The sequence below is a fragment of the Candidatus Kuenenia sp. genome (assembly GCF_039794105.1).
GTDB lineage: Bacteria > Planctomycetota > Brocadiia > Brocadiales > Brocadiaceae > Kuenenia.
Map to the genome: position 1 here is coordinate 1 of NZ_JBDIWA010000026.1, position 18,511 is coordinate 18,511.

Annotated in this window: 12 protein-coding genes; 6 read left to right on the forward strand and 6 right to left on the reverse strand. The window is 41.7% G+C overall.

Annotated elements, in window-relative coordinates; translation table 11 throughout:
• Both ABJL82_RS11890 and ABJL82_RS11895 read right to left on the reverse strand, forming a co-directional pair.
• On the reverse strand, positions 1-915 hold a 915-nt coding region (locus tag ABJL82_RS11890), incomplete at its 3' end, for a hypothetical protein (protein ID WP_347274906.1).
• A 391-nt stretch (positions 916-1,306) separates the two neighbouring features.
• A complete protein-coding gene (locus ABJL82_RS11895) occupies positions 1,307-2,596 on the reverse strand; it encodes an outer membrane protein transport protein (RefSeq protein ID WP_347274907.1) in 1,290 nt (429 codons plus the stop codon).
• A 229-nt stretch (positions 2,597-2,825) separates the two neighbouring features.
• Here ABJL82_RS11895 and ABJL82_RS11900 point away from each other — a divergent pair, with 229 nt between their 5' ends.
• Together ABJL82_RS11900 and ABJL82_RS11905 are read left to right on the forward strand one after the other, a co-directional pair.
• Positions 2,826-4,193, forward strand: a complete 1,368-nt coding sequence (locus ABJL82_RS11900) for a radical SAM protein (RefSeq protein ID WP_347274908.1) — start codon at positions 2,826-2,828, stop codon at positions 4,191-4,193.
• A gap of 20 nt (positions 4,194-4,213) precedes the next feature.
• A complete protein-coding gene (locus ABJL82_RS11905; protein ID WP_347274909.1) occupies positions 4,214-5,023 on the forward strand; it encodes a methyltransferase domain-containing protein in 810 nt (269 codons plus the stop codon).
• Positions 5,024-5,315: 292 nt separating this feature from the next.
• Here the strand turns inward: ABJL82_RS11905 and ABJL82_RS11910 are convergent, their stop codons facing one another.
• From ABJL82_RS11910 to ABJL82_RS11925, 4 genes are all read right to left on the reverse strand, one after another.
• Positions 5,316-7,253 carry an HD domain-containing phosphohydrolase gene (locus ABJL82_RS11910; RefSeq protein WP_347274910.1) on the reverse strand — a complete coding sequence of 646 codons (1,938 nt, stop codon included), beginning with the start codon at positions 7,251-7,253 and terminating at the stop codon, positions 5,316-5,318.
• A 20-nt stretch (positions 7,254-7,273) separates the two neighbouring features.
• Positions 7,274-9,343 (reverse strand): PilZ domain-containing protein, encoded by a 2,070-nt coding sequence (locus tag ABJL82_RS11915; protein WP_347274911.1) that lies wholly within the window; start codon positions 9,341-9,343, stop codon positions 7,274-7,276.
• A 202-nt stretch (positions 9,344-9,545) separates the two neighbouring features.
• A complete protein-coding gene (gene holB, locus ABJL82_RS11920) occupies positions 9,546-10,589 on the reverse strand; it encodes a DNA polymerase III subunit delta' (RefSeq protein ID WP_347274912.1) in 1,044 nt (347 codons plus the stop codon).
• 67 nt (positions 10,590-10,656) lie between these two features.
• Positions 10,657-10,947 (reverse strand): lipoyl domain-containing protein, encoded by a 291-nt coding sequence (locus ABJL82_RS11925; RefSeq protein WP_347274913.1) that lies wholly within the window; start codon positions 10,945-10,947, stop codon positions 10,657-10,659.
• Positions 10,948-11,838: 891 nt separating this feature from the next.
• Here ABJL82_RS11925 and rny point away from each other — a divergent pair.
• From rny to ABJL82_RS11945, 4 genes are read left to right on the forward strand one after another with little or no spacing between them, the layout of a single operon-like run.
• Complete coding sequence (gene rny, locus ABJL82_RS11930) at positions 11,839-13,395, forward strand: ribonuclease Y (protein WP_347274914.1); 1,557 nt, start codon at positions 11,839-11,841, stop codon at positions 13,393-13,395.
• A gap of 3 nt (positions 13,396-13,398) precedes the next feature.
• Entirely contained in the window at positions 13,399-15,213 is a 1,815-nt protein-coding gene (mnmG, locus tag ABJL82_RS11935; RefSeq protein ID WP_347274915.1) for a tRNA uridine-5-carboxymethylaminomethyl(34) synthesis enzyme MnmG, read from the forward strand.
• Positions 15,214-15,251: 38 nt separating this feature from the next.
• Positions 15,252-17,360 carry a nitrate reductase gene (locus tag ABJL82_RS11940; RefSeq protein WP_347274916.1) on the forward strand — a complete coding sequence of 703 codons (2,109 nt, stop codon included), beginning with the start codon at positions 15,252-15,254 and terminating at the stop codon, positions 17,358-17,360.
• On the forward strand, positions 17,354-18,487 hold the full coding sequence (locus tag ABJL82_RS11945) for an ATP-binding protein (RefSeq protein WP_347274917.1): 1,134 nt from the start codon (positions 17,354-17,356) through the stop codon (positions 18,485-18,487). Before ABJL82_RS11940 ends, ABJL82_RS11945 begins: the two co-directional genes overlap by 7 nt.
• Positions 18,488-18,511: the final 24 nt, after the last annotated feature.

An 18,511-nucleotide genomic window follows, 5' to 3' on the forward strand; every position in this document is an offset into this window, starting at 1 on the left:
AATAAAAAAATCTGCAGAATCCTTGTCTTTTTGCACATCATCAGCAAAATGTTTAATAAATGACGTTTCAGGCTTTACATTAAAGAATATCCCTATAAGAAAGAATGAAACAACCAGTATTAAGAATGGATACCTTTCGGTAGATCGTTTTATAAAAATGAAAAAGAGAAACGGTACTACCCCGCCAATAAGCGCTACAAAACATGCCCTGGTATTGGTAAGCCAAAAGGCGATGTATATGATTACCGATACTACATAAAAACTCCAGATGACATATCGATTGTTAATAAAAATACCATTTTTGTCCTCTTTTCCTTTAAAGCCGATAAAAAATAAAGAAACGGCCACTGGTAGTACCATAACAAGCTGCGCTGCAAAGAACACTGGATTTCCAAATGTTGAAAACACCCGGGGGCCGCTGCTGCTCCATGTAAAATAATCCACACCGCATCGCTGAAAAATCCCGTAAATTGAAGAGATTACCGCACAACCGGCCATAGATATAAGAAGCACATAAAGCCTTGTGCGCGTAGTGATGAAATGTATTGTGACGTAAAAGAGGAATATATAGCAGAGTGTGGCCGCCAGCCCTTCGAAACGCTTGTAGGTACCGAAAAGGCTCATAACCGGATTTATCGATACCGTTGTTGCAATGATAAAGATTGCTATATAGGCAAGAATAGGCGTGTTTATCGAAACATGCGAAAACGAAAAATCATGTTTGACTGTTAGTAAGATTGTCCAGATTACGAGCGTAGCTATTGAAAAAAAATATAAAGCAGCGACCTTGCTAAGGTCAAAAACGCTGTAGAGGCGTATATCAAAAAATAGGGGAATAATGGCAACCGCTGCAAGCAATAAACCTATTATTGCTTTCTCGCAGTAGTTTGATATGTATTTGGATATAGCAATCATTTTACTATGTTTCTTTCAAAAGGTTAAATACGAGGCATACAAAATACTACTGATTTTTTGTCTTTTTGCAACAAATTATAAAAAACCGGCTTAAATCGCGAAACTATTTCACTTCGACTCTATCCGGTGCCTCTTTGTTTTTGGAATGGTTTTAAGGTTCTTGCATTTTGCAGGCATGGGAGGTATCCCATTTCTGAATTAATCATTGGTAAGTTTGTGATTAATTTTTTAATCTGTGCAATCTGTGTAATCTGTGGTTCCCTTTTCGTACTTCGTACTTCGTATTTCGTATTTCGTATTTCGTATTTTTTATTTTGTGCTTGTTTGGTTCTGGCTATGCCAGATTAGGAATGAGGGTGCTATATAAATAAATGCCTTCCATAATCTACAATCAAAAATTATATACCAGGCTGATACCAATCAAGTGGAGATCATTATCATACTTTCCGTTGGCGCTGGTGGCACTATTTACTAAGGAGTCAGAGGGATTGTCATCCAGGGAATTGTTTTTACTCCTGCCTTCGAGCCGCTGATAACCATATGCTATGTCTATTCTGAATTGTTTGAATTTAATATTTGTTCCGAGGGTAATAAGATGTGTATTGGCATCGGGGACAATGGGATCAAAAGTCTTGTCAGGCACAGGGTTTCCACTGTACAGGTAACCTGCAAGTAATGCAAATGTTTTATTTATCTGATATTTGGCGCCAAGATTTACTGAATAGGTGTCTTTCCAATCTTTTTCGGTAACGGATGTTTTACTGCCGGCAACCGGCTGATCGAGATTTATCTTTAATTCGTCAAAGGAAGACCAACCTTCCCATCTCAAACCAATTTCCAGCGTAAGACGGTCGATGCCTTTATAGGTAATTCCCACATGAGCCTGTGGCGGAAGTGTCAGGTCTGCATTGCCTCCGGTATTTTGAAATAGTGTGCTGATTACTGAAGGGGTGCCGTTGGGAAGGTCAAAATCGGCGTCGCCATCAATATCAACCTCGATTTTGCTGCGGTACGATGTACCGATGGAAATATCTTCGTTAATGTCGTAGATAAAGCCAAGATTATATCCAACGCCATCACCATCTCCGTCAAATTGTTGTCCGGCGTCGGATAGCCCGTAGGGAGACAGATTTATCTGTTTCTCTAAAGTAGTATCGAGCAGCACGTAGTTAACTCCTGCCGCGAATGCGATATTTGACATTATCTGATACGAAACCACAGGGTTGAAATTAAAGGTTTGTAATTCTGAATTGGTAGCTATGTACCTTCCTTCCCATTCATCACCCCAGTCAATTCCCAATCCAAAAGAGTTAAAGACGCCCAGTCCGGCGCTAACCTTATCATTGAACTTATGGGTGATAAAAACCGTGGAAGGGAAAAACACGTCATCTTCAGTACCAGAGGTCTTTCCAGTTGCATCACTTTTAAATTCATTAGAAGGCAAAAGCACGGTCGTTCCCGATTCTATCTGTGTCCCGGCGAGGTTATTAATCAATGCCGGATTAAAAAAGATAGCCGACGGGCTATCAGCGTTGGCAATTACGGCATTTGCCTGTCCGAGGGCAGTAGCCCCCTGGGTAAAGATCGCGAAGCCGGAACCATAAGCGTTTGGAATGATACAAATGACAAGCAATACACAGAGAGGAACAGTTAGTCCCCTCCATAACCCTTTTCGACCCATAGTAAACATTCTCCAGTTTGAGATAAGATATGAAATGCAAAGGTTTAAGTGTGATAACGTGCCTATATAATCAAATCTAAATATTTTTATCAATCAAAAAAAAATTAACACGAAAACTGCCCTTTTGTTAAAGTTTATTGCGGAGTATTAATACTTTGCAAAAACCTGTTCAATGAATCATAACAAAATTATGATTCAAATTAAGTGGTATTTAGGGTACAAATAACGCATGAAAAAACTTTTATTAATAAATCCAGTGGGCCGCAGAAGTGGTTATCTCCTGAGCAAATTTTCAACCTTTCCCCCATTAGGCCTGGCCTATGTAGCCGCAGTAACCCCCTCAGATTGGAATGTTAAAATTGTAGATGAAAACTTCGATAAGTTTGTGTTTGAAGAAGCGGACCTGGTAGGTATCACGGCCTTTACTACTACGATTAGCCGTGCTTACGAAATTGCGCGTATGTACCGTGAACGAAAAATAAAGGTGGTTATGGGGGGAATACATGTCTCCATGCTTCCGGACGAGGCGCTACAGTACGTTGATGCGGTATTAATTGGTGAGGCGGAAGGTATATGGGAAAGGGTGATTAACGATTTTGAAAATAATCGTCTATCCTCAAAATATGTCGGTGTTCAAATTGACTTAACCACATTTAAAATCACTCCCCGCAACGGCCTCCTGCACCCGAACTATTTCTGGCATTCTGTCCAGACTTCCCGTGGATGCCCCTTTAATTGTTACTTCTGCTCTGTATCTAAGCATCTTGGTAAAGCATATCGCCAACGTAAGCCTCATGATGTACTTAATGAACTGGAGGAGATAAAGGGGAAATATATAGCCTTTGTGGACGACAACCTGATTGGTTATAGCCCGGAGAGTAAAAATCGGGCTATGGAATTATTTAAGGGTATGATACAGCGGAGACTAGATAAGAGGTGGTGGATGCAGACTTCTATTAACGCAGCAGATGATGAGAGGGTGATTGAGCTGGCAGCCCAATCCGGATGTATGTATGTGTTTATCGGTTTTGAGACTATCAGCCAGGGGATGCTAAAAGACATGAAAAAGGGGATTAATCTAAAGATCGGGGTGGAGAATTATAAAAAAGTAGTGGATTGTTTTCATAAGTACGGAATAGGGGTATTGGGGGCATTTATAATTGGCAATGATAATGAATCTCCTCTATACTACAAAGAATTAGCTGATTTCTTAGTCCAATCGGGAATTGATATTGTTCAGATCACCTTGATTACTCCTCTTCCCGGCACGCAGTTGATGGAGCAACTGCAAGGGGGAGGCAGATTAATTTATCAAAACTTCCCGCAGGATTGGGACAAATACCGATTCTCTTATCTTGTACATCAGCCACAAGGGGTGGGGATAGATACCATATATATAGGCAACAATTATATCAAGAATCGAATATATTCTTTTCCCACATTCCAGTATCGCCTTCTGAAATCATTTCTTAAATTAAAGAACATGAGAAATTTCTACGCCATTTACAAGTCTAATAAGGCAGGCAAAAAGAGCTGGCTAAATTCACACTATTACCAAAAATATCCATCCGTTTTTAAATCTGATTCTGAATTCTAATAACCTGGGAGTTTAAAGACATGCAAGGCAAAGAATACTTAATGGAAAATGATGAAGAGGCTTTGCGTCTGGACATAAAAACAGATACCGGAGTTGTTGAGAAACAGGCGCTCTGGGCGGGTATAGAGACAGGGATGCGTGTAGCTGATATCGGCTGTGGTTCAGGAAAAACAACATCTATACTTCATAAATTGGTTCAGCCTGATGGTGTGGCAATAGGCGTGGATGGCTCGGAAAAAAGAATTGAATATGCTCAAGAACGTTACGGCGTCAAAAGAATAGAATTTATATGTAAAGATATACCGGAACCTCTCAACGACCTGGGGGTGTTTGACTTTGTATGGGTCCGCTTTATTCTGGAATACTATCGTTTGAATAGTTTCGATATCGTTAAGAACATATCCAAAATTGTAAAACCTGGGGGTATTTTATGCCTGATTGATCTTGACCATAATTGCTTAAACCATTTTGGTCTTTCTCCAAGGCTGGAAATGACTCTCTTCGCTATAATGAAATATTTAGAAGAAAAGGCAAATTTTGACCCTTACATGGGGAGAAAGCTTTATTCTTTCCTGTATGATCTTGGCTATGAGGATATAAACATAGATGTTGCCTCTCATCACCTTATATTTGGGGAATTAAAGGATACCGACGCCTTCAACTGGATGAAAAAATTTGAAGTTGTCTCAGGAAAGATAAATTTCCATTTTAAAGAATATGAGGGGGGGTATGGAGAATTTTTGGGTGAGTTTAATGAATTTTTTACCAATCCCAGAAGATTTACTTACACGCCGGTAATTTGTTGCCGTGGGCGTAAGCCTAAGGCTTAGTCAAATTGCCAATCATGTTTTTTGAAAGACTAAAGTATAACAAGGTTTTTCATTATGCCGTTAACCCACCCCTGCCCTTCCCAGCAGGGGAATTTGAGAAGAGCCATCTTGGGAGAGGATTAAAGGGGGGGGAAAGTCTTTTGGTGTTTCTCTTTTAAAACCTAAGATGGCATAGCCAGAACCAAACAAGCACAAAGCACGAAATACGAAACAAATTCTAATGACAACTGGAAATTGTTATTTGTAGTGCGACGAACCTCGTCGCACTACATTGTTGGAATTTTTCAAAATACTAAATTGTTACTGTTTTTTGATTGTTATTTACCCTGTTATAATAACTAATAAATGCCTCTATAACATTTTTGTCAAAATGTATTTTACCTTCCTCGTTTAAAAGCTGAAACGCTATATCAATGGGCATCGGGTCCCGGTAATGACGTTTTGATGTGATCGCTTCAAAAAAGTCAGCCACGGCGATTATTTTGGCTCCCAGTGGAATATCTTCTCCCTTGAGGCCTTTTGGATAGCCGCTTCCATCGATCTTTTCATGATGACACTCTGCAATGTAGGGAACCTCCTTATAAATGCCCTCAAAGTTTATCTGTTCCAGTATTTTCCTGGTTTTTGTCGTATGCGTTTCTATTTCCTTACGCTCTTCGATGTCCAGTTTCCCCTCTTTCTTTAAGACAGCGTCTTTGATGCCTATCTTGCCATAATCATGCAGCAGCGCCGCCACCCTGATCATTTCGCAATAATCCTTTGGCATATTTAATTCATTGCAGATGCCCAGGGCATACTCTGTAACCTTTTCAGAATGTCCGGCCGTCAGGGAATCGCGGGCATCAATACTGGCTGCCAGTACCAGGAGTATGGACTTGAATTGTCGTTCCCTGGCCTCGATAAGAGTGGCATTATGAATGCTTATCCCGATTTCGGGTGCGATACCCATTAATAAACTTATATCGCTCTGGCACAACGGCCTCTTTGTCTTTACATTATCTACGGCAAGGATTCCCAGCGACTTTTTCTCGTAAATTATGGGGCAACAGATAAATGATTTGGTCCCCATTTTTTTAGCCAAATTCAAACTGTGTGGAGAAAGGGTAGTCTCTATTTCAATAATATCATTTATCAAAAAGGGTTTTTGTTCACGAAAGGAGACAACAAACACCCCTTTTGATTCTGGTCTGCTTAAATTGAAACGGGTATTCTTCAGCATACTTAACAATTCATCTGTATATCCAAAACCTGCGCGAAAAATTAGTCTGGTTCTATCCTGATTTGCTAAAAGGACTAAACCACGGTCATAATCGAGTCGTTTCTCAAAAATCTGCACGACGTTTGACAGAATGCCATCAATATCCATTTGCTTGCTGATGGCAAGTCCAATTTCATTTATCATTAGGGCATTATTATAATTTACATTAACCTGCTCCAGGAGCTTATCAGACGAATCTCTGAGGTTGTCTATGGCTGCATTTAATTCCTTTTTTTCGATGATTCCAACGTAGAGGGTTAATAACAAAACAACAAAAACGGAAAATGGGAAAACTGTTATCGGCGTTATCGACGGATGTATGAAATAAGAACAAAGGCACGCTGCTGCAAAAAATATGATTGCGTAATTTCTTATTTTTTTCCAGAAAGATGACGGCGATTCTTTCCATGAAACGATATAACGGCAAACACCTCCGCCTTTAAAAAGACATTCAGGATGTTCTACCCCTGGCAATCTATAATTAAATACCATGGCAATAGCCTCAAAAAAACCAATTCTGTTTTCACATTGGAATGGTTTTTCGCTGACGCCCTCGTTCGGAACAACCGTAATTTCTACCTTATTGGTTCCTCTTTTTGTTGATTTATAGATTGCCGATTTAGTGAAATTATGGGCGTACTTCCCTGCTATCTCATAAGCTTTTGCCGGACCAACAAGACCAAGGACATATTGTCTCATTATTCCTATCGCTTCTGGTGATGCCGCATACCTGCCTGCTTCACGGGCAATATTTTTATTTCCCGTTAGTTTTACCAGCCTTTCGTAAAAGAGGTCTACCTGCTCCTGCGTAAACCAGTGGCCTTCGTCAGTAACCTGGTAAGGTTCCATTCCGGCATAATTTAAAAGTTCACCTACATTTATATAACTGTAGTTTCTTTTAATAAGCTTAATATAAGTATCTATTATCCGGCTGTTATATAAAGGTCTATTGTTTAACTTTGGCGTTTTCATAGATGTTTAGATTAAGGATTTTAACCGAAATTTGCACTATTCTTAAATCTATCCTTTTGAACGCGACTAAATAAACCCTCCATGAACTCGAAGTACTTGTCCGTATACTGCATATTCAGCGCCCACAAATTATATACCTTATCATATGGTATTGACTGGTCTTCGGCATAGCTGACAGGATAAAGGAGTACCGGAATTTTTTCCTGCTCATAGTAGTTTGATAACTTATACAGGCAGGAATAAAGGGCATCACGGTGAACATCTTCAGACTCCAGCACTATAATATGAATACAATTGGTCAGGTCTGACATGTTCAACCCTGTCTCAGAGATGTTTAACATGATAAAAGCCTTAAGGATACCCTCTTTCTTAAGAGAGAAGAGTCTCCGTTCCCTCTTAAAACCAAGCCGTTGATATTCTTTACTGAGTTTGTCACTACCAAGCATACTTTGCTCCAAATCCAGGGCGTGTATCATAAGACCGCCGGATGTATAGTCATAAAAGCTTTCAAGCTCCGTAAGATCTCCTGGTTGCGCTTTCGTAAGCGACCACAAAGCTGGCATTTCTATTTGATTTGCATTTTTATGATGATGAAAATAGGCAAAAGGATCGATGGAAGACCCCTTCGGGTTATGTATCGATTCCGTAACCCCGCCAAATACCCGATGAGGAAACCGGTTGTCTGGTCTGAAGTAACAAATAACATAGTTCATATGTGTTGAATAGAGGCGGTGGAAATCGTTTATATACCGCTCAACCTGGTTCAACACAACAAGGCCAGCCATGCTGTCACTCGACCTGCTCGCGGCATGGTGGTGAAGCAACCACGTATTCTCATAAAAACGGAGTATAGATATATGTCCATGAATTATCCCATTACTCTGATAGATGAAATGCCTTGCTATACCAGGATTTTTAATGTACAGCTTATCATACGTTTCTTTAAACCGTTCCTTATTAGTATGCATAAGGGCATATTTCTCTGGATATACAAAACCCGTCTCAAAAAAGAACTTCCACAGGGCGTCCAGATCCACCCAGCTACAGGCGTAGGTTTTTTTGTTCGCTACATGATGCAGAATGCCTGAAAGCCTTCCCTGGTCATGAATGTCCATATCCAGAAAAGCAATACCACACTTTACAGACATTGCGCTGCCTTTGGTTCTGGAGGTATTCCTGTAAACAACCTGAGCCTTGCACTTGAGCTTAAAACCATCTGCAAATTCTATAAAAAGTTCAGGCACAATTATACCCGGCAGAAGTATGGAATTGTAGTAATACTCCTTCACAGATAAACCCGAACCTGCCAGATCCTCAACCTCCAGATTGACCATCTTACTGGTTAAGGGATGCAGGAAGATGATATTGGGTGAAGGTATCAATTTGTGCCTTGAACTACGGTATTTTTTAGGTTTAAACCTGCGCATCTGTTTGTCAATGGATTCTAGTGTGAATGACCTGGTTTTCTGTCCATCGGTTTGTCTGATGATTCTGCATGTTCCTGAATAAAAGGTATTCAGTTCGTTTTTAAAAACTATATAGACCGGGCATTCAGGATTCACCCAATAGAAGGATTGAGGCGGTACTGCCGATACTTCTACGCAGAATGAAACGGCGCCAAAAGCCAAAAGACGCCCGGAAAAAACTGCACCGTTTTGAATGAAATCAACCTGAACGCCTTCGCATGAATACCTTTTTACCCGCTGATGTCCGAGTTCATAACAGGTATCAGGAAGAGAGAAACGTATTCCTTCCTCGCTTATAGCCATTACATCCGTTTTAATACGAATAAGTTTTTCTCCCTCAGTAAGAAAAATATCGAGGAATTCATAGGAATTAAGTTTCAGTCCTTTTGGTCGAAGCCAAAGGCAGTCGAAACTATCGTCAAGGCATGGTTGCGGCCTGGCTTGAAGGGATATGATATTGTTGTATTTCAAATGCTTGAAATTTATAAGGATGGCGCCGGACTGGAAGTGAATATAGTTCAAAATGTTGATCAAATGTTTTTTGCTGACCGTCTTCCAGTCTCCAGGTTGACTGTCCATGCGGATGTTTTGAGTTAATTGGATAATCTCTTGAAGGCTAACCACTTTTCACCTCAATCCCATGTTGTCCCGGTTCAGTAATTGCGAATGAGTACCAGCGTTTTGCATTTTGTTTAAGAAAGGAATGTTTGCTTATTTCCCTTCAGAAAAAGACTTGTCTGTATGATGTCGCATAACATCGGCAGGGTGGATAATGGGGTGCGTAATTATTCTTTTCCCGCTGGCTAAATTGTTATCAATAACGTAATTATCGCGCAAACGAGGCCTTAGGGTCCGATTGAAGGTAAAGTATCTCGGTAATCATATTTTCAATCAACAAATTTATATTGGCATTATAGTCGAGATACTTTAAAGAAGTTTTTATTCTCTCTAAAATCTTAAACAGGGTCTTTTCTGGCAGAGATTTACTTTTCACTATCAAGGCATCCTTCCAGTCATCGTAATAGAGTAGAAAATGTGCCCCGCCTGCTTTACAAATAAGTATGTCCCGGTAATACATCAAAAACAGCAAAAAGAGTTCTTTTACATGCGATCTTTTTTCCTCCAACACTTCCATGTCCTGTATATTCCATTCATTTAATAGCTCTTTGGAAAAGGTCAGATTATCCTTCAAACTTACCTCAAAAAGTTTTTCTGCAAGCCAATGTTTCTTCTCCAAAGCGTTCGCTTCCATAAACATTGCAGCTCTTTTAAGGCTGCCTCCGGAGATTAAAGCAAGTTGTCCGGCCAGTTGTTTATCTAATTGGAACCGGTCAGTGAGTATATCCTCCATTGCTTTTAGTGATAGCGGAGAGAACCTCACTACCTGGCATCTTGACTTTATCGTTTCACTGACAGATTCCAAAGAAGTTACTATTAATAATATAATGGCATATAATGGCGGTTCTTCTAATGTTTTCAGCAAGCAGTTAGAGGCTTCTTCATTCATCTTGTCCGCATCTTCGACAATGACAATTTTGTGCTTTGATTCTAAAGGTTTTACAAAAAGAATTTCCTGTAGATATTTTAATTGTTCTAATTTAATTACCCGATGGTTTTTCTCTGGTAACAGAAAAAAGATATCCGTGAAATTATCAGCATCAATCCTTTTACATATATTGCAATTGTCGCACGCGCCGTCGATTTTGCCCGATTGACAAAATATCTTCTTTGACAACTCCCTTGCAAACAACATCTTGCCAATCCCTTCCTGACCGGCAAAGATGTAAGCATGCGCTAAACGTTCATTTTGAAGGGCATTTTTAAATAAAGATAAAACCTGCTCCTGACCAATTATTTTCGCAAAAGACATAAAACCCTTAAATGAAGGCAAAGAAATTGAAAATTATCTATTGTCCATTATCCATTTACCGCCGCACCTATTCTTCTTCGTCTTCATCCTCGTCCTCCTCTTCGTCTTCGTCCTCCTCCTCTTCCGTCTCAAGTGTTGCTAAGATATCACCTACTTTTACCACATCACCTTCTTGTACATGAATTTCAACTAACCTTCCGGTAATTGGGGCATTTATGTTGAAAGTCGTCTTATCCGTAATCATTTCAACAAGATCTTCACCTTCTTCAACCGCCTCATCTTCATCCACATACCAAAAAGAAACTGTTGCCTCATCTCCATTACCCTCTATTTCCGGCAACTCCACATCAACTTTCATAGTTATTCTCCTAAAAATCGTGAGACAAAAAATACTTTTAAAAATCAGTTTAATTCCTAAGGGAAGGCGATTATACTGAACAGCGAAAAGCTTGTCAAGCGTCAAAGACCGTACCGGAAAATCGCAAAAATACTATCTTTACCAACCTTCCCTGCAACACTTAAACCGTTTAATATTAGATATATAATTAGCTTGACTTGACAAAAAAGATAAATTAATATTGCAGCTTGAATTATTAATGTATGATGCGAATATACAAAATTGAGTTACACCTTGCCCCTATAATTACGTTTTCGCAAAGAATTTTATATTTTTTCTTAAAAGAATGTTCATTTTCAGTTAGTAGCATATTCATTGATTATTTCTTATTTAAAAATAGTTGAACGATTGAAAGGCTTCATCACTAAGGGTTATTTTTATTTGTCATACAATATATTATTGTAGGAATCAGGGGGATATGAAAAGCGACTTTCTTATTAATCTGAAAGTTTTATCTGATTTTTGATTGGGATTTCTCTAATGTTATTGTTAACAAAACGGTCCGCATCCAATATGATATTTATGGATCCAAAAGAAAAAATATACAGACAACAAAATCTGGCAAAATTAATCCCTCACGTTAATTTGCCGGAAATGCATTTTGGTAAGTATTTTCTCATAATGTTTGTCACTGTTGCATTATTTTATCAAAATATAGAACATAACATTACATAGTATCCCGCTTTTTCATTCCTCATTAGGTCCCGGTAGCATATCCTTAGGTCTTGCCGTTCTCCGGCAAGGGCTTTTCGACCTTCAGAAGTAGTTTTTCCCATAGTTTGGTACGACCACTATTACGTTTTCATTTTTTCCCCGGAGGATGGGCGCGATATATCTGCTCATAAAAATATAATGCAAATCTATCAGTTTCCTTGTTATCTCCTTTTTCCTGTTTGTATCGCCATAGGCTATTTTATCTGCATTGTGGTAATTAGAAAAAAACAGGCTGCAAAGGAAAAGAAGGTTCAGCAACTTATTGAAGATTCAAAGAGAGAGGCTGAAAAAATAAAAAAAGAAGCCGAACTCTCGGCAAAAGCCGAATTGTTTCAACGCAGAGAAGCAATAGAAAAAGAAATGCAAGAAACAAAAATCGAGCTGAGACAACAAGAAAGAAGGTTAAGCAAAAGAGAAGACAACCTTGAACGAAAAATCGAGTTATTAACAAAAAAGGAAAAACATCTTGATACGCTGTCCGCTAATTTAGGTATTAAAGAAAAAAAGCTGGATGAAAAGAAAATAGAGCTGGAAAAAATCATAGAAGAAGAGAATAACACGCTTCTTAAAATTTCCAATATGTCAAGGGATGAAGCGGAAAAACTATTGCTGACGAGGTTGGAAAAAGAACTTGATATCAAATGCGCCGAATTAATCTCGAAGAAGGTAGAAGAGGCAAAGGAAAATGCGGAACAAACGGCATTATCATTAATTACCACATCCATTCAACGGTGCGCCTCTTCCCATACCGCAGAAAACATTGTCAGCTCAATTGAACTGCCCAACAACGAAATGAAGGGACGTATTATCGGAAGAGAAGGTAGAAACATCCGCGCCTTCGAAAAAGCAACGGGTATCGACGTTATCGTAGATGATACTCCCGGAGTAATTGTCCTCTCCGGTTTTGATTGTGTACGCAGGGAAATTGCCCGGCAATCTATGGAAAAATTGATCGTTGACGGAAGAATCCACCCCGCCCATATTGAAGAAATCGTAAAAGAAACGGAAAAGGAAATAGAACAAGTCATCATGGAAACAGGAAAACAGACATGCTTCGACCTTGGCGTTCACCACATCCATCCGGAATTAATAAGACTTGTCGGAAGGCTGAAATACAGAACCAGTTACGGGCAAAATCAACTAAAACATTCAATAGAGGTTGCGAATCTCATGGGCATCCTTGCTGGAGAATTGAAACTAGATGTAGCCCTTGCTAAAAGATGTGGACTTTTGCACGATATTGGAAAGGCAACCGGGTCTGAATCAGAAGGGACACATGCTATCGTAGGCGCTGATCTTGCAAAGCGTTATGATGAAAGGAATGAAGTGATTAACGCAATTGGCGGACATCATGAGGAAAGGCCTGTTGAATCTGTTTACACTGTTTTGGTAAGCGCAGCAGATGCGATTTCTGCAGGAAGGCCAGGCGCAAGAAGAGAAACGTTGGAAAAATATATCAAGCGCCTTGAAAAACTTGAGGGAATTGCAACCTCTTTCAACGGCGTAGAAAGCGCTTATGCCATTCAGGCAGGAAGAGAAGTCCGCATCATGGTTTGTCCGGACAAAGTAAACGACAAGGCTGCGGCAAAGATGTGTTACGACATTGCAAACGAAATAGAAAAGCAATTAGAATATCCGGGAGAGGTTGTTGTTACCGTTATTCGGGAAACACGCTTTGTAGAGCGCGCGAAATAACATATGCATACGGAGTTTGATGTTATTGTTGTTGGCGCGGGACATGCCGGATGCGAAGCCGCTTTAGCCTCGGCGCGCATGGGACTGAATACCGCCCTTCTCTCAATAAACCTCGATACAGTCGCACAAATGTCCTGCAATCCTGCAATTGGGGGTATTGCCAAGGGGCAGCTCGTGAGAGAAATCGACGCATTGGGCGGAGAAATGGCGCAGGTGATTGATGCAACGGGTATTCAGTTTCGCATGCTCAACACAAAAAAAGGCCCCGCAGTGCATTCACCACGCGCCCAGGCCGATAAAAAAGCATATCAGGCAGCCATGAAAAAAAGATTGGAGCGCCAGGATAATCTTTTTTTGAAGCAGGAAATTGCAGACAGCCTTATTGTCATAGACAATAAGGTCGCCGGCGTTGCCGGCCAGAGTGGTTTACAATACAAATCAAAGGCGGTGATCCTTACCACAGGCACATTTCTAAAGGGCATAATCCACATCGGAAACTACATAACGAGCGGCGGCAGGATTGGAGAACTCTCTTCCGAAAGACTATCCGGTTCCCTGCGCGATCTTGGGCTTGAAATACAAAGACTTAAAACCGGCACTTCTCCCCGTCTTAACGGGCGCACTATAAACTACAAAAATCTTAAACCACAACATGGCGACGAAAATCCGCGGCCATTTTCATTTTCAACAAAAACATTATCCGGTGCACAAGTACCCTGTTACATAACCTACACAAACCAGACCACACATGAAATTGTCATGTCCAACCTTAATCGCGCCCCGCTTTATACCGGTCAAATTAGTACAACCGGCCCAAGGTATTGCCCGTCGCTGGAAGATAAAATCGTGCGTTTTCCGGACAAACTGCAGCATCAAATATTTCTGGAACCGGAGGGACTCGATACGCTGGAAATATACTGTAACGGCATTTCCACAAGTATGCCTCATGACGTGCAGGAAAGAATAGTACATTCCATTGAAGGGCTGGAAGCGGCGGAAATCGTTCGATATGGCTATGCGATAGAATATGATTTCGTGCCGCCTACACAACTAAAAGTATCCCTGGAAACAAAGGCGGTGGAGAACCTTTATCTTGCCGGACAAATCAACGGCACTTCCGGTTACGAAGAAGCTGCTGCACAGGGAATAATGGCCGGGATTAATGCCGCCCTGAAAATACAGGGAAAGGAGCCGTTTATTCTTGACCGTTCGGAAGCATATATCGGAGTACTCATTGACGATCTTGTTACAAAAGGCACCGAGGAGCCATACAGGCTGTTTACTTCCCGCGCAGAATACCGCCTGCTTTTGCGTCAGGACAACGCAGACAGACGACTGATGAAATACGGACACAAATACGGACTCATCTCAGATCAGCAATGGAGTACATTACAGGAAAAAGAACGCCTCATTGCGGAAACCCTTGCATACCTGAACCATAAAATGGATGGGCAAGACACGTTAGCAAAAATACTCAGCCGCCCGGAACAAACGTTTGATCAAGTTCTCAAAATAGACGCCGAACTTGCAGAAAAAAACGTGCCTGGAGATGTGCAGGAACAGGTGGAGATTGAAATAAAATATAAGGGATATATAGAGCGCCAATACAGCCAAATAGAGAAATTCAAAAAGATGGAAGGCTACAGGATTCCGGATTGGCTGGACTATTCACACATTACAGAATTAAGAAGAGAAGCGCGCCAAAAACTTTCACAGATACGCCCATTATCTTTAGGACAAGCCTCACGCATTTCGGGGGTATCGCCGGCAGATATCTCAATCCTTATGATCTACCTCGCAAAAAAAGCAAGAACGTAATCATTGAGATAAATAAAAACAAGGGAGACCGTTTTACTATGCCAATTCAATGGCACAAAACAACATGCCCGTATTGCGGCTTCGGCTGCGGTTTGATGGCCGGAGTGGAAGACGGGAAAATTGTTGAAATCAAAGGTATGCCAGGCCATCCTGCCAACGATGGCATGATATGTACCCTTCCCTCCAACTCTGTACCCGTATTCTACGCGGAGGATAGGCTGACAAAGCCAATGATCAGGCGGGACGGAAAGCGCTCCCATGTTTCCTGGGAAGAAGCAATCGCCCATGTCGCCTCCCGGTTTAAAAAAATCATAGAAACGCATGGTCCTGGAGCAATTGCCATTCACAGCGGAGCAACATGTATGACGGAGGAGTATTATCTCATGAATAAACTGATAAAAGGATGCATTGGCTCCAACAATATCGAGTCCAGCACCCGTCTATGTATGGCAAGTTCTGCAATGGGCTTTATATCGACTATAGGCGCAGACGCCCCTCCTGCATGCTATGCGGATATAGAACAGGCGGATTTGTTCTTCATTGCCGGCAATAATATGGCCATCTCTGTGCCTGCCCTGTTCGCAAGGGTAGCAAGGTCGAAAGGAAAGAACGGCGCAAAGGTTATTGTCGTTGACCCGCGCAGGTCGGAAACTACCGGCATAGCGGATATTCATCTTCAGATTAGGCCAGGAACGGACGTAGCGCTGAATAACTCCATAGCCCATGTTTTATTGAAAGAAGGGTATGTCAACGAAGAAAAGGTGGAGGAATATGCCTCGGGAATCAAAGATCTTAAGGAACTTTCAGAGGATTGCCCCCCTTCAAGAGCGGCAGAAATCACCGGATGCCCCGAACAGCTTATTATTGATGCAGCGCGAATGATTGGCCGGTCTAAGGCAATGCTTGTTTTCTGGTTCCAGGGATATAACCACTCCACGCAGGCGGTATTTAAAAATAACACATTGCATAATTTATGGCTTCTGACAAATAATTTTTGCAAACCGGGCGCAGGGCCGTTGTCAATCACCGGGGAATGCAATGCGCTCGGCTGCCGCTGGGTTGGCGGATTATCGCATCTTTTGCCAGGCATGCGGATGGTTGCAAACCCACAGCATCGGCAGGAAGTAGCCGATTTTTGGGGTATTCCTGCAGAAAAACTCCATCCGGTTCCAGGCAGGTCCATAATAGATATCGTCAGCGGCCTTCATTCGGGCGACGTGCGCGCCCTCTGGGTCATTGCCGCAAATCCCGCCGCATCGCTGCCTAATACAAAGTGGATTTTAGAAGGGTTATCGAAGGCGGAATTGCTTGTTGTTCAGGATATTTTTCACCCCACCGAAACCACCCGGCTTGCGGACGTAGTATTGCCCGCCGCCCAGTGGTGCGAAAAGGCAGGCACGTATATTTCTTCAGAGAGGCGCATCGAACTGGCGGACAAAATAATCGACCCGCCTGGAGAAGCGAAGCCGGACTGCGAAATATTGTGGCTTGTTGCGCGTGCGATGGGATTTGAAAAGGAATTTCCTTACTCTTCTCCGGAAGAAGTCTTCGGGGAGTTTAAACAAATAACAAGTGGCCGCATTTGCGATATGAGCGGAGTGACGTATGAAAGATTACGCGGGAATACGGGTATTCAACTGCCATGCCCGGATGTGAATCATCCGGGAACGCCTCGCCTGTTCACGGACAGATATTTCCCCAGAGCCGATGGGCGCGCCGCCCTGCTGCCGCGCGAATACCTCCCTCCAAAAGAAACTATTAACGAAATATATCCCTTTGTTCTTATCACCGGACGCCAGCAATGGCATTTTAACACCGGCACCCGGACAAAACGTATTCCCTATTTACACCAACGCGCACCGGATAACTTCGTCGAGATTCATCCGCACGATGCCGCACAACTACGCATACAAAACGGAGATGAAGTTGAAGTTTCCTCTTCACGCGGCACGACAAAAGGCTTCGCTCAGATTTCCGGCCGTGTGCTTCAGGGAAATATTTTTATGCCAATACATTACGGCGGCGCTATAAACAATAAAGATGCCAGATTAGCTAATCTTGTAACAAACAATGTCTGTGACATCCATTCAAAACAGCCCGAATATAAATTCAGCGCCGTCAACTTAACGAAATCTCTGCCATGTTGACCACAACACAGAACACAATGCCTGACCGTCTCGTTAAAAATGAACTTGAAGCGGCAAAACGGACAATCCGGTTCTTTGAGGCAATTTTACGTTCCACGAACAACGGCGTAATAGTCACTGACGCAGCGAAAAATATTATTGTAGCCAATGATGTGTTTTGTGTTTTTTTTGGCAATACCCTGAGAAACGTAATAGAAACCAATCTGTTTGTATGGCTCGAACAGCTCGACGGCAAAGCCGGCGAGCAATGGGCGGCGCTGGCGGAGAATGTATGCCGGAACGGCTTCAGCCAGGATGTGTGCTTTCAGAAAACAACGCCGGATGGCGTCAGGTATTTCAGCGTCAATGCCTCTCTTGTAGAAAATCCGGATACGATGGAGCAGGGTATCATTGTTAGCATCTGGCGCGATATTACCTTGCAAAGGCAGATGGAAAACGAAATTATTTCTTCAGAACGGCTTGCCGTATTGGGCAAAGTTTCCGGCAGTATTGCCCACGAAATCAAGAACCCACTCGGAGTAATCGACAGTTCCGCGTATTACCTTGGGCTAAAACTGAAAGACGCTGATGAAAAAATAAAGACGCATATCGACCGTATAAAGTCACAGGTAAAAAAGGCTGCGGGGATAATACAGAATCTCGTCGATGTGGCAAAAATGAAGGAACCCTATACGAAAACAGCAGGGATACATGAGATTATTGAAAATGTGCTTACAACATTGAACCTGCCACAAACCATTGCTGTCAAAAAGAAAATAGAAGATGCCCTTGTTGCCAAGGCAGACAAAGAACAGTTAGAAATGGTCTTCAGAAATATCATTGCAAATGCCGTTCAGGCAATGGGAGAATGCGGAATATTGTCAATATCCGGCCAGGAAAAACATCTTGAGAAAAACAGATTTATAGAAATACGCATTCAGGATACAGGGCCTGGCATTATGCCGGAAGACAGGGAAAGGATATTTGAACCGCTTTTCAGCACAAAAACTACAGGTATCGGCTTTGGTTTGACTATTTGCAAAATGATTATTGAACGCCATGGAGGAACAATTACTGTGGAGTCAGAAAAGGGGAAAGGTGCGGCTTTTATTCTGCAATTGCCCGTGACACATGAAGAGACAGCGTAGCTATTCCCTATATGGATCATTCAA

What these genes read in the sequence shown, in the direction of transcription:
- ABJL82_RS11895 (WP_347274907.1), bottom strand. Translation starts at nt 2,596, where the DNA reads ATGGGTCGAAAAGGGTTATGGAGGGGACTAACTGTTCCTCTCTGTGTA.
- ABJL82_RS11900 (WP_347274908.1), top strand. Translation starts at nt 2,826, where the DNA reads ATGAAAAAACTTTTATTAATAAATCCAGTGGGCCGCAGAAGTGGTTAT.
- ABJL82_RS11905 (WP_347274909.1), top strand. Translation starts at nt 4,214, where the DNA reads ATGCAAGGCAAAGAATACTTAATGGAAAATGATGAAGAGGCTTTGCGT.
- ABJL82_RS11910 (WP_347274910.1), bottom strand. Translation starts at nt 7,253, where the DNA reads ATGAAAACGCCAAAGTTAAACAATAGACCTTTATATAACAGCCGGATA.
- holB (WP_347274912.1), bottom strand. Translation starts at nt 10,589, where the DNA reads ATGTCTTTTGCGAAAATAATTGGTCAGGAGCAGGTTTTATCTTTATTT.
- ABJL82_RS11925 (WP_347274913.1), bottom strand. Translation starts at nt 10,947, where the DNA reads ATGAAAGTTGATGTGGAGTTGCCGGAAATAGAGGGTAATGGAGATGAG.
- rny (WP_347274914.1), top strand. Translation starts at nt 11,839, where the DNA reads ATGCAAATCTATCAGTTTCCTTGTTATCTCCTTTTTCCTGTTTGTATC.
- mnmG (WP_347274915.1), top strand. Translation starts at nt 13,399, where the DNA reads ATGCATACGGAGTTTGATGTTATTGTTGTTGGCGCGGGACATGCCGGA.
- ABJL82_RS11940 (WP_347274916.1), top strand. Translation starts at nt 15,252, where the DNA reads ATGCCAATTCAATGGCACAAAACAACATGCCCGTATTGCGGCTTCGGC.
- ABJL82_RS11945 (WP_347274917.1), top strand. Translation starts at nt 17,354, where the DNA reads ATGTTGACCACAACACAGAACACAATGCCTGACCGTCTCGTTAAAAAT.